This window comes from Gordonia sp. Swx-4, from assembly GCF_030316175.1.
GTDB classification, from domain to species: Bacteria; Actinomycetota; Actinomycetes; order Mycobacteriales; family Mycobacteriaceae; genus Gordonia; species Gordonia alkanivorans.
This window is the reverse complement of the sequence record NZ_CP128197.1, coordinates 1,958,518-1,970,743: the sequence shown is the minus strand read 5'-3', so window position 1 is coordinate 1,970,743 and position 12,226 is coordinate 1,958,518. Positions and strand designations below refer to the sequence as shown.

8 protein-coding genes, 2 rRNA genes and 1 pseudogene are annotated in these 12,226 nt (G+C 64.1%); 3 read left to right on the top strand and 8 right to left on the bottom strand.

Annotation, left to right across the window (positions count from 1 at the left end):
* Nucleotides 1-54 precede the first annotated feature (54 nt).
* The 4 genes and pseudogenes from PWF70_RS09045 to PWF70_RS09030 form a co-directional block, all read right to left on the bottom strand.
* Nucleotides 55-1,222 (bottom strand): annotated as a pseudogene (locus PWF70_RS09045) (MFS transporter).
* A gap of 84 nt (nt 1,223-1,306) precedes the next feature.
* Complete coding sequence (locus PWF70_RS09040; protein WP_040004226.1) at nt 1,307-1,621, bottom strand: thiamine-binding protein; 315 nt, start codon at nt 1,619-1,621, stop codon at nt 1,307-1,309.
* Between the two features lie 16 nt (nt 1,622-1,637).
* On the bottom strand, nt 1,638-2,033 hold the full coding sequence (locus PWF70_RS09035; protein WP_006359589.1) for a DUF3817 domain-containing protein: 396 nt from the start codon (nt 2,031-2,033) through the stop codon (nt 1,638-1,640).
* 70 nt (nt 2,034-2,103) lie between these two features.
* Complete coding sequence (locus PWF70_RS09030) at nt 2,104-3,306, bottom strand: acetyl-CoA C-acetyltransferase (RefSeq protein WP_006359590.1); 1,203 nt, start codon at nt 3,304-3,306, stop codon at nt 2,104-2,106.
* 86 nt (nt 3,307-3,392) lie between these two features.
* Here PWF70_RS09030 and mce point away from each other — a divergent pair, with 86 nt between their 5' ends.
* Both mce and PWF70_RS09020 read left to right on the top strand, forming a co-directional pair.
* Nucleotides 3,393-3,875, top strand: a complete 483-nt coding sequence (gene mce / locus PWF70_RS09025) for a methylmalonyl-CoA epimerase (RefSeq protein WP_006359591.1) — start codon at nt 3,393-3,395, stop codon at nt 3,873-3,875.
* 227 nt (nt 3,876-4,102) lie between these two features.
* On the top strand, nt 4,103-5,056 hold the full coding sequence (locus PWF70_RS09020) for a coiled-coil domain-containing protein (protein ID WP_155225205.1): 954 nt from the start codon (nt 4,103-4,105) through the stop codon (nt 5,054-5,056).
* Nucleotides 5,057-5,090: 34 nt separating this feature from the next.
* On the opposite strand, the gene nucS is transcribed toward PWF70_RS09020, so the two are convergent.
* Together nucS and glsA are read right to left on the bottom strand one after the other, a co-directional pair.
* On the bottom strand, nt 5,091-5,774 hold the full coding sequence (nucS, locus tag PWF70_RS09015) for an endonuclease NucS (RefSeq protein WP_006359593.1): 684 nt from the start codon (nt 5,772-5,774) through the stop codon (nt 5,091-5,093).
* 80 nt (nt 5,775-5,854) lie between these two features.
* Nucleotides 5,855-7,288, bottom strand: a complete 1,434-nt coding sequence (gene glsA, locus PWF70_RS09010; RefSeq protein ID WP_155225204.1) for a glutaminase A — start codon at nt 7,286-7,288, stop codon at nt 5,855-5,857.
* A gap of 146 nt (nt 7,289-7,434) precedes the next feature.
* Here glsA and PWF70_RS09005 point away from each other — a divergent pair, with 146 nt between their 5' ends.
* Nucleotides 7,435-8,301 carry a universal stress protein gene (locus tag PWF70_RS09005; protein WP_006359595.1) on the top strand — a complete coding sequence of 289 codons (867 nt, stop codon included), beginning with the start codon at nt 7,435-7,437 and terminating at the stop codon, nt 8,299-8,301.
* 139 nt (nt 8,302-8,440) lie between these two features.
* Here PWF70_RS09005 and rrf read toward each other — a convergent pair.
* Both rrf and PWF70_RS08995 read right to left on the bottom strand, forming a co-directional pair.
* Nucleotides 8,441-8,557 (bottom strand): 5S ribosomal RNA (gene rrf / locus PWF70_RS09000).
* A gap of 111 nt (nt 8,558-8,668) precedes the next feature.
* Nucleotides 8,669-11,801: ribosomal RNA gene (locus tag PWF70_RS08995) — 23S ribosomal RNA — on the bottom strand.
* Between the last annotated feature and the right edge of the window lie 425 nt (nt 11,802-12,226).

The following is a 12,226-nucleotide window of genomic DNA, read 5'->3' as shown; positions in this document are numbered from 1 at the left end:
CGGCAGCCTGCTGACGGGCCGCCGCGGCGGCCTGCTGACGATTGGTTGGTCGCGTCACTCCTCTAGTGTGGCACGACCACACGGGCTCGTTGACCTAGGTTCGCCGAGCGCGGACACCGGTTGTTCGCGAGGGCGGACGACCCCGGCGAAGAACACGGCGAGCAACAGCGCGGCCAGTGCCGCGAGAAGTCCGATGTCGAGACTCGTTCGGCTGCTGATGAACCCGACGACGGCGGGACCGGCGAGCATGCCGAGATACCCGCAGCCGACGACGACCGAGATCGTCCGGCCACCCGCGGAGTCGGTGAGGTTGCCCGCGGCGGTGAAGATCTGCGGGATGAGGCCGGCGAGTCCCAGGCCGAAGACCGCCCACCCGGCGACCGCGAGTGCGGGTATCGGCGATCGCGATCGCGATCGCCATACCGGCCATGCCGACGAGCGCGCCGACCCTGAGCACGCGGACCGCACCCACCGCGGCGACCACCGGGTCGATGACGAATCTCGCGACCGTCATGGTCGCGCTGAAGGCACCGAAGGCGATCGCGCCGATCGCCTCGCTGGTCCCGTGGCTCTCGACGATGTGCAGGGCGCTCCAGTCGTAGGCGGTGCCCTCGGCGAGCATCAGTCCGAAGGCGACGACCGCCAGGAGCACGAGCCGGCGCCGGTCGATGCCGTGCCACCACGAGCCGGCGCCGATGTCAGACGATGTGTCCGGCGCCGGGCCCGCCGGCGCCTTGTCGTCTCCGGTGAGTTGGCGCGCGACCGCGGCGAGGACCAGGAAGCCCGCGAAGGCCGCGCAGGCGACGGTCGGCACGACCCCGGCGTCGGCCCACAGCGTCGCCGCGACCACGCCGGACCCGACGAGGCTTCCCGCGGAGAAGAAGCCGTGGAAGGAGGACATGATCGGCCGGCGGTAGGCGCGCTCCACCGCGACGGCCTGGGCGTTCATCGACACATCGAGGCACCCGTTCGCGAAGCCGAAGGCCGCGAGGGCGGCGCCGAGGGTGAGAGTGTCGACGGCCAGCACCGGCGTGATGATGACAGCCGAGAGCAGCGATGCGGCGAAGACGGTGAGCGGCCGGGAACCCCAGCGGTCGATCAGCGGGCCGCACAGTTGCATGCCGACGAAGGCGGAACCACCCAGGAGGAGCAACAGGCCGCCGAGCTCGTCGTGTCCGACGTCGGTGCGGCCGCTGATGACCGGGATGTGCGCCACCCACATGGCGGCGAGGAAGCCGTTGAGAGCAAAGATCGTGGCGACCGCCCGCCGAGAGCGGCGAGGTTCGGTCGCGGGGTGCACCTGCACTCAGGAGCCCGAACCCAGGTGGCGTTCCACCCGCTCGACCTTGCCGGTCAGTTCGCCGGTGTGCCCGGGACGGATGTCGGCCTTGAGCACGAGTCCCACGCGTGGCGCATGGGCGGCGACGGCATCGGTGGCGGCCTTGACGACCGCTATCACCTCGTCCCAGTCGCCCTCGAGGTAGGTGAACATCGACGTGGTCTGATGCGGGAGCCCGGAGGCACGTACCACCTCGACGGCGGCCGCGACCGCCGCACTCATCCCGCCGTCGGCGTCGACGGCGGTTCCGCCCGAGGGCGTGAGGCTGAATGCGACGATCAGGGGACCACCTCCGGGATCAGGCGGTGGCCTGCTGCGGCGACTGTTCGGCCGACAACTCGGCGAGGTGGCCGTTGCGCTTGGCCCACCACTCGAAGACGATCGTGCCGAACGGCGGAACGCTCGACGCGAGCGCCAGCAGGGTGACGATCGGGATGCCGATGCGTCGCCCGCCGAGCGGGATCTCCCACTTCACGGAATTCCACTTGAGCTGGAACGCGGTGATCAGGGCGACGATCACGAAGATCACGAAGACGGCACCGTGGGTGGCGCCGGGAAGCGCGATGGCCTCGGGGTCGTCGTTGACGCGCTTGAGGATCATCCCGACGATCAGCCACGCCCAGGTGATCGCCTCCGCCACGGCGACGAGGCGGAAGCGCTTGGCGGGCGTGGTCAGGTCGAAGAAAGACAGCATGTTCACCATTCTGCCTGCCGGCGGAGACTTCTACGACAAAGTGTCGTAGAAGTCTCCTTCAGCGGGTGTGTCAGGCCTTCGGGACGCGGACGATCAGGGCATCGCCCTGGCCGCCGGCACCGCACAGCGCGGCCGCGCCGACGCCACCGCCACGGCGCTGCAGCTCGAGGGCGAGGTGCAGGGTGATTCGGGCGCCGGAGGTACCGATCGGGTGGCCGACGGCGATCGCTCCACCGTTGACGTTGATCTTGCCCTCGTCGACACCGAGCTGTTGCGCCGAGGCCAGGCCGACCGCGGCGAAGGCCTCGTTGATCTCGATGAGGTCGAGGTCGGCCGGGGCGATGCCCTCACGGGCGCAGGCCTTGGCGATCGCGTTGGCCGGCTGCGCCTGCAGGCTGGAGTCCGGACCTGCGACGACGCCGTGGGCGCCGATCTCGGCGAGCCAGGTCACGCCCAGCTCCTCCGCCTTGGCCTTGGACATCACGACGACCGCGGCCGCACCGTCGGAGATCTGGGAGGAGTTGCCCGCGGTGATGGTGCCGTCCTTGCGGAAGGCCGGACGCAGGCCCGAGAGCGACTCGGCGGTGGTGTTGGCGCGGATGCCCTCGTCCTCGGCGAACTGGATCGGGTCACCCTTGCGCTGCGGGATCGACACCGGCACGACCTCGTCGTCGAACACGCCGTTCTTCCACGCGGCGGCGGCGAGCTGATGACTGCGGGCGGCGAACTCGTCCTGCTGTTCGCGGGTGAAGCCGTCCTTGTCGTTGCCCTGCTCGGTCAGCGCACCCATCGGCTGATCGGTGAAGGCGTCGTGCAGACCGTCGAAGGCCATGTGGTCGACGAGCTCGGTGTTGCCGTACTTGAAGCCACCGCGGCTGTTGGGCAGCAGGTGCGGGGCCTGGGTCATCGACTCCTGGCCGCCGGCGACGACGACGTCGAACTCACCGGCGCGGATGAGCTGGTCGGCGAGCGCGATGGCGTCGATGCCCGAGAGGCACATCTTGTTGATGGTCAGGGTCGGGACGTCCCAACCGATGCCGGCCTTGATCGCGGCCTGACGAGCCGGCATCTGACCTGCCCCCGCGGTCAGAACCTGGCCCATGATCACGTACTGGACCTCCGAAGCCGGGACACCGGACTTCTCGAGTGCGCCCTTGATGGCCACCGCACCCAGGTCGACGCCGCTGAAGTCCTTCAGCGAACCGAGGAGACGGCCGAAAGGCGTGCGTGCACCGGCGACGATGACCGTCGTGTTGTCAGCAGTCGAGGACATGGAAAGGAACCTCCGGGGGTGGGTCGTGCGGGGGGCTACCGAGCGCCCGCTCTGTGCGCTCTGACCCTCAACGCTACCGTTGTGACATGAGCACCTCTGCATCTGACCCCAGCACTTCTGCCGGCGCGACCGCCCTGATCTCCGACCTGGTCGTCGCGATCGACCACGTCGGTATCGCCGTTCCGGACCTGGACGCCGCCAAAGAGTGGTATGCGACACATCTCGGCTTCGAGACGCTCCATCAGGAGACCAATGCCGAGCAGGGTGTCGAGGAGGCCATGGTCGGCCCCGCCGGCGGTGGCGCCGTCATCCAGCTTCTCGCGCCACTGAACGAGGAGTCGACGATCGCGAAGTTCATCGGTCGCAACGGCCCCGGACTGCAGCAGCTCGCGGTACGCGTGACCGACGTCGACGCCGTCATGACCCGCCTCACCGAGGCCGGCGTCCGCGTCCTCTACCCCGCCGCGAAACGAGGCACCGCGAACTCGCGCATCAACTTCGTCCATCCCAAGGATGCGGGTGGCGTCCTCCTCGAGCTCGTCGAGCCTGCCGCCGACGCAGCGCACTGACCGATTCGACACGCCACCCGAACCCAAAACCGTTCGGCCGCTTGATGAATCCTTCCGCATCACACCCGGCCGGCACTCCGGTGCGAACGCCGGTGCCGGCGCGTGGACACCCGAGTGGTCGCCCACGCGCCGCCGCCGGGGGCCTCGTCGCCGATAACGCCGACACCGCGGTCCTACGTCGCTCGACCGAGCTTCGACCTCCGAACGTCTCCGATACACTGGCCCGCATGCCAGGTCCCGCACGGCAATTGCCCTTCGCGATCGTGATGCGCGGTTATGACCGTGAGCAGGTCGCCGACCATCTCCAGCGACTCGATGCCGAGTTGCGGGTTCTCGCCGCCGATCGCGACGCCGCCACCGCCAACGCCCACGAGCTCGCCTCTCATCTCGAAGAGGCGCGCGACGAGATCGCCGAACTCCGCCGCGAGATCGACAAGCTCTCGGTGCCGCCCACCACCGCTCAAGGAATGAGCGAGCGCCTCTCGCGGATGCTCCAGCTCGCGTCCGACGAGGCGTCGGAGATGCGTGCCGAGGCCTCCGCCGAAGCCGCCGAGACTCTCTCCATCGCACGCCAGGAAGCCGCCGACATGCGCTCCGAGGCGGCCGCCGAGGCCGAGCGGATCCGCAGCGAGGCGCAGACGGCGGCGAAGAAGCTCGTCGACGAGGCGTCGGCCCGCGCCCGTCAGGTCAAGGAGACCGCCGCGGCCAACGAGTCCGAGTCGGCACGTCTCATCGCCGAACGCACCGCGGCGATGGAGGCCGAGCACACCAAGACGATGAAGGCGGCCAACGACGAGGCCCGTCGCATCGTCGACAAGGCGAAGGCGGAGGTCGCCGAGCTCGAGGCGGTCAGCGCCCGCGAACGCGCCGCCGAACGCGAACGTCAGGACGCCGAACTCGCCGACCAGCGCGAGCGTGCCCTCGACGAGGCGAGCCACATCCGGCAGACCGCGCTCGACATCGCCGGCGAACGTCTCAACCGGTCCCGTGAGATGGCTCAGGCTGCCGATCGCGCGCGTCAGGAGATCGCGGCCAACCTGGGTCAGCTCCGCGACAAGCTCGCCGAACTGCCCGAGTTGCTGGCGCAGCCGGAGGACTCCGAGTACGACGTGCTCTCCGACACCGACGATCTCGAGCTGCTCAATCGCAAGTTGTCGCCGGAGGCCCGCGCCAACGCCTGAGCGGCGTTCTACGGGTCAGGACTCGGCGTCCGGCTCAGAAGAGCCGGAACTCCGTGCTCTCCGCACCACGCAGCGCTTCGTAATCCAGCACCACGCAACGGATTCCACGGTCTTCGGCGAGGGTCCGGGCCTGCGGCTTGATCTGCTGCGCGGCGAAGACGCCTGCCACCGGGGCCAGTGTGGTGTCGCGGTTGAGCAGTTCCAGGTAGCGCGTGAGCTGCTCGACTCCGTCGATCTCCCCGCGCCGTTTGATCTCCACGGCGACGGTGGCGCCCGTGGCGTCGCGGCAGAGCAGGTCGACCGGCCCGATCGCCGTCATGTACTCGCGGCGGATGAGGGTGTGGCCGGGCCCGAGGGTCTCCACGTGTTCGGCGAGCAGTTCCTGCAGATGCGCCTCGACACCGTCCTTGACCAGACCTGGGTCGATGCCGAGTTCATGCTGCGAGTCGTGCTCGATCGAGGCGATGGTGATGCGCAGTTCCTCGCCGGCCTTGTTGGTGACGACCCAGTAGGCCTCCGCCTCGGTGCCCTCGGGCACGGCGGCTTCGGTGAGCCAGCACGGCGGGCTCATCCAGTTCAGAGGCTTGTAGGCGCGGTCGTCGGCATGCACGCTCACCGAGCCGTCCGACTTGACCAGGAGCAGTCGCTTGGCCATGGGCAGATGGGCGGTCAGCCGCCCGACGTAATCGACCTGACACTCCGCGATGACGAGACGCACGAGCCCACCCTAGGGCATCGGCTGCACCGTTCTCACGCCCCCGCGCCGGGGCTCGTGTGATCCCTGAGGAGCGTCCGGACTCACTGGTCGTAGTAGTGCTTGAGCATGAACGTCTCCGCGTCGATGACGGCATCCTCCATCGTGGCGTGCACGTGCGGCAGCGCCGGATCGAAGCCCTTGAGGTCTGCCGGCGCGTCGAGATCGGGCGCGGTACCGTCGGCTCGATGGCGGATCACACTGGCCCGCACCACACCATCAGGATCGACGAGTGCTGCCCGGCGTCCGCTGTCGTCGAGCAACCGCTTGATGCTGAGAACCATTGTCCGGGCGACCGCGTCGATGACACCGATACGCGATATCTCGACGATGACCACCGTGTAGTCGTCGAGGTCGGCCTCGAGGCGTCGTTGCACGCTCTCGGCTCCGGCGAACGTCAGATCGCCCTGGAGCTCGTAGACACGGATTTTGTCGCGGCAGGTCCGGAGATAGCTGCGCTCACGTTCACTCCATTCGGCACTCACCGGGGTGTCGGCGAGGTCGTGGACCGCGCGGATCGTCACCCGACTCTCGCGGGTCACGTTGAACATGTGTAGCCCGAGGTCCTTCGACAGGTGCCGGCAGGTCTCGACGCCGCGAACGCTGTTGCCGTGTTCGTCGAGTCGCGGCGAGTAGACGCCGATGCCCAGCTGTCCGGGGAGGACGGCGAGGATTCCGCCGCCGACGCCGCTCTTGGCCGGCAGTCCGACCGAGGTGACCCAGTCCCCCGCCCCGTCGTACATCCCGCAGGTGGTCATCACGCTGAGCAGACGCTGCGCGATCTCGGAGGAGAAGACCACGCGGCCCGTGCGTGGGTTCAGGCCGCCGTTGGCGATGGTCGCACCGATACCGGCCAGGTCGTCGGTCGTCACCCGGATCGAACACTGGCGGTAGTACAGGTCGATCGCGGCGTCCGGATCGGTGTCGAATGCGCCGAAGCTGTCGAGCATGTAGGCAATCGCCCGGTTGCGCGATCCGGTCGCGGATTCGGAGGCGTACACCTCCTCGTCCATGGTGAGGCGCCCGCCCGCACAACCCGAATAGAACTCGACGATCTCGGCGAAGGCCGCGTCGACGTCGTCGCGACTCACGTCGCGCGAGGCGGGCAGGAGCATGGACGCCGCGAAGATGGCACCGGCGTTGATCATGGGGTTCTTCGGACGACGCCGGTCGTCGACGCTGATCTCGTTGAACGCCTCACCGGACGGTTCGACGCCGATCCTGGCGTCGACCGCGGCCACACCGTGCTTGCGCAGTGCCATCGCGTAGGTCAGCGGCTTGGACACGGACTGGATGGTGAAGGTCTCGGTGGAGTGCCCATGCGAGTACATGTATCCGTCGTGGACGCACAGCGACAATCCGAAGCCCTCGGGATCGACGACGGCCAGTTCCGGGATGTAGTCGGCGACGTCGCCCGACCGGTCGCCCCGGACTTCGTCCATGATGTGGCGCAGGTAGCCGTCGACAAGGGATTCCATGGGGCAATCTAAGCGTGTCCAGCGGTGATCGGGTAGCCGACGCGGCGGGTGACGCGACGGGGCACACAACAGCCGTGGATCCGGCACAGACGTGACTAGGCTGGTGCCTGAGTGTGTTCGCCCCGAGGAGAAGGTTGGGAGCACTGATGAAGCTGCTCGTCGCATACATCGCCACTTCCGGGGGCGAGGACGCGGTGGCCCTGGGTGCGTGCCTGGCACGCACCTTCGACGCCGAGCTCGAGATCTGCATCGTCATCCCACCCGAGCCGGCCGGGGCCGACGACGCGGTGGAGAGACTCTCCGATGCCCTCGACAGCGCCGCTCGTCGCTGGCTCGACGAGGCGGCCGCCCGCCTGCCCGACGACATCGAGACCACGACGACGATCGCCGAACACGCCAACCCCGCCGAGGGGCTGATCATCGAGGCCCGACGCACCGATTCCGACATCCTCGTCATCGGCGGAGCCGGCGGTGGCATCCGCGGCCGGCACACTCTGGGGACCGTCGTGAACGACATCCTGCACTCATCACCGATCCCGGTGGCCCTCGCGCCGCCCGGCTTCGCACATCTCGGCGCCGACGAGGTACGCGAGATCACGGTGACCATCGGCGACCGTCCGGGTGCGCCACTGTTGTTCGAAACCGCGATCCGCAGTGGCATCCGCGCACATCGGCCTATCCGGCTGGTGTCGATTCTCGCAATCGACGACATGCAGCCCTGGCGGAACGTCCCTGAGGACACCGCTGTCGAATCTGCCCGAGCACACGCCCAGCGGGCCCTTGATGAGGCGAGAACCCAACTGCCGGAGGACTTCCCGGTGACGTCGACGGTCGCACAGGGCTCCACCATCGAGGAAGCGGTGGAGTCACTCGAGTGGCACGACGGCGATCTGGTGATGGTCGGTTCGAGCCGGCTGGCCGCCCCGAACACGTTGTTCCTGGGGACCACCGCCGCGAAGATACTCCGAGCTGTTTCGGTCCCGATCATCGTGGTGCCGAAGAGCACCCACTGATTCTGCCGCCGGCACCGGGATGGTGTGGGAGTGGTACGGGTTGTCGGCGTAGTGTTTCTACCGCTGGTGGGCCGGGATAGGTGTGGAATGCATTGTGGCCCTACACGATTACTCGTGTAGGGCCACAATGGGATGTTGTGTTCGGCGGTGTCCTACTCTCCCACACTGATTAAGGTGCAGTACCATTGGCGCTGGAGGGCTTAGCTTCCGGGTTCGGAATGGGGCCGGGCGTTTCCCCTCCGCTATGGCCGCCGTAACTTTATGAAACAATCCACAACGGTTTGTTTGTTTGTTGTGTGTTGTCTCAGAAGATGCATAGTGGATGCGAACACACCAAAACATGTTGTTTGGTGATGTTGTGGGTGTTGTTGGTAAGTCCTCGGCCGATTAGTACCAGTCACCTGAACACATTGCTGTGCGTACAGTTCTGGCCTATCAACCCCATGGTCTGTAGGGGGCCTTAACCCCGCAAAAGGGGGTGAGAAACCTCATCTTGGAACAGGCTTCCCGCTTAGATGCTTTCAGCGGTTATCCCTTCCGAACGTAGCTAACCAGCAGTGCCCCTGGCGGGACAACTGGCACACCAGAGGTTCGTCCGTCCCGGTCCTCTCGTACTAGGGACAGGTTTCCTCAAGTTTCTTACGCGCGCGGCGGATAGAGACCGAACTGTCTCACGACGTTCTAAACCCAGCTCGCGTGCCGCTTTAATGGGCGAACAGCCCAACCCTTGGGACCTACTCCAGCCCCAGGATGCGACGAGCCGACATCGAGGTGCCAAACCATCCCGTCGATATGGACTCTTGGGGAAGATCAGCCTGTTATCCCCGGGGTACCTTTTATCCGTTGAGCGACACCGCTTCCACTTGCCGGTGCCGGATCACTAGTCCCGACTTTCGTCCCTGCTCGACATGTACGTCTCACAGTCAAGCTCCCTTGTGCACTTACACTCAACACCTGATTGCCAACCAGGCTGAGGGAACCTTTGGGCGCCTCCGTTACTTTTTAGGAGGCAACCGCCCCAGTTAAACTACCCACCAGGCACTGTCCCTGAACCCGATCAGGGTCCGAGGTTAGAAGTCCAATACGATCAGAGTGGTATTTCAACAACGACTCCATGAACACTGGCGTGCCCACTTCACAGTCTCCCACCTATCCTACACAAACCGAACCGAACACCAATACCAAGCTATAGTGAAGGTCCCGGGGTCTTTTCGTCCTGCCGCGCGTAACGAGCATCTTTACTCGTACTGCAATTTCGCCGAGTCTGTGGTTGAGACAGCAGAGAAGTCGTTACGCCATTCGTGCAGGTCGGAACTTACCCGACAAGGAATTTCGCTACCTTAGGATGGTTATAGTTACCACCGCCGTTTACTGGGGCTTAAATTCTCAGCTTCGCCACCCAAAGGTGACTAACCGGTCCTCTTAACCTTCCAGCACCGGGCAGGCGTCAGTCCGTATACATCGTCTTACGACTTCGCACGGACCTGTGTTTTTAGTAAACAGTCGCTTCTCTCTGGTCTCTGCGACCCACACCCGCTCAGAGAGTAAATCTCGTCACCGGTCTGGGTCCCCCTTCTCCCGAAGTTACGGGGGCATTTTGCCGAGTTCCTTAACCACAGTTCTCTCGATCGCCTTAGTATTCTCTACCTGACCACCTGTGTTGGTTTGGGGTACGGGCCGTGTACCAACTCACTAGAGGCTTTTCTCGGCAGCATAGGATCATGGAATTCGCCGCAACGGCTACGCATCACCTCTCAGGCTATATGTGTTCCGGATTTGCCTAGAACACGCCCTACAGGCTTACACCAGTACAACCACTGACTGGCCCCACTACCTTCCTGCGTCACCCCATCGCTTGCCTACTACCAGCCAAGGTCCCATGCATCACCCCACCCGGCACCCGAAGGTGCTCCTGGGGGATCTGGATGGTTAGTACAACTGATTCAGCATGGGCGCGGATACACGGGTACGGGAATATCAACCCGTTGTCCATCGACTACGCCTGTCGGCCTCGCCTTAGGTCCCGACTCACCCTGGGCGGATTAGCCTGGCCCAGGAACCCTTGGTCATTCGGCGGAAGAGTTTCTCACTCTTCTTTCGCTACTCATGCCTGCATTCTCACTCCCACACCCTCCACCACTAGATCACTCTGTGGCTTCCACGGATGCAGGACGCTCCCCTACCCACCCACACACCTGGTTGACACTCCGTAGAACATCAACGGGCTAACGTGTGAGTGCCGCGGCTTCGGCGGTGTACTTGAGCCCCGCTACATTGTCGGCGCAGGATCACTTGACCAGTGAGCTATTACGCACTCTTTCAAGGGTGGCTGCTTCTAAGCCAACCTCCTGGTTGTCTTCGCGACCCCACATCCTTTTCCACTTAGTACACGCTTAGGGGCCTTAGCCGGCGATCTGGGCTGTTTCCCTCTCGACTACGAACCTTATCGCCCGCAGTCTCACTGCCACACTCTCACTTACCGGCATTCGGAGTTTGGCTGACGTCAGTAACCCTGTGGGGCCCATCGGCCATCCAGTAGCTCTACCTCCGGTAAGAAACATGTGACGCTGCACCTAAATGCATTTCGGGGAGAACCAGCTATCACGGAGTTTGATTGGCCTTTCACCCCTACCCACAACTCATCCCCTCCATTTTCAACTGAAGTGGGTTCGGGCCTCCACGACGTCTTACCGTCGCTTCACCCTGGCCATGGGTAGATCACTCCGCTTCGGGTCTAGACCCGGCGACTCAAACGCCCTATTCAGACTCGCTTTCGCTACGGCTACCCCACACGGGTTAACCTCGCCACCGAGCACTAACTCGCAGGCTCATTCTTCAAAAGGCACGCCATCACCCACCCTCCGAAGAGGCACAGGCTTTGACGGATTGTAAGCGTCCGGTTTCAGGTACTATTTCACTCCCCTCCCGGGGTACTTTTCACCTTTCCCTCACGGTACTTGTCCGCTATCGGTCACCAGGAAGTATTCAGGCTTACCGGGTGGTCCCGGCAGATTCACAGCAGATTCCACGAGCCCGCTGCTACTTGGGCACCCATCACGCAAGACCATGTGTTTTCAGCTACCGGACTCTCACCGTCTACGGCAGACCATTCCAGGCCACTTCACCTAACACACGATTTTCTGACTCACGCTTCCACAGGTAGATGGAAGAAGATGAACCCCACAACACCACACACAACCCCTACCCGGTATCACATGCGCATGGTTTAGCCTCATCCGCTTTCGCTCGCCACTACTCACGGAATCACTTTTGTTTTCTCTTCCTATGGGTACTGAGATGTTTCACTTCCCCACGTTCCCTCCACACCCCCTATACATTCAGAGGTGGGTAACACGACATCACTCGTGCTGGGTTTCCCCATTCGGACACCCTCGGATCACAGCTCGTTTGACAACTCCCCGAGGACTATCGCGGCCTACCACGTCCTTCATCGGCTCCTGGTACCAAGGCATCCACCGAACGCCCTTACACACTTACAACAACACCTACAAACCACCCCCACCCCAAAAGAACGAGGATCGAATGTAGACATCACAAAACAAACAAATTTCTGCTAAATCACAGACCAACGTCAACGTTGATTTGAAATAAAGATGCTCGCATCCACTATGCACTTCTCAAACAACACACACCGTCTGACCGCCCACACCTCCGCGCCCCATCACAGGACACCTCACCAGCATGATTGACCGAACAGCTAGGTCAGAGACAACCCGACACACACCCGAAGGCATGCCGCGTGTTCTCTCAGAACCCCGATAGTGTGACGTGAACCCACCGGCCTCACAGCCAAAGCGGTACCCCCAACATTCCGTCCTGTGACAGAACATCGAACAGGGCTGTCTGATGTTTCACCCTCGAACACACACCCACCGCACAGACATACGCCGGCAGAAATGGGTGA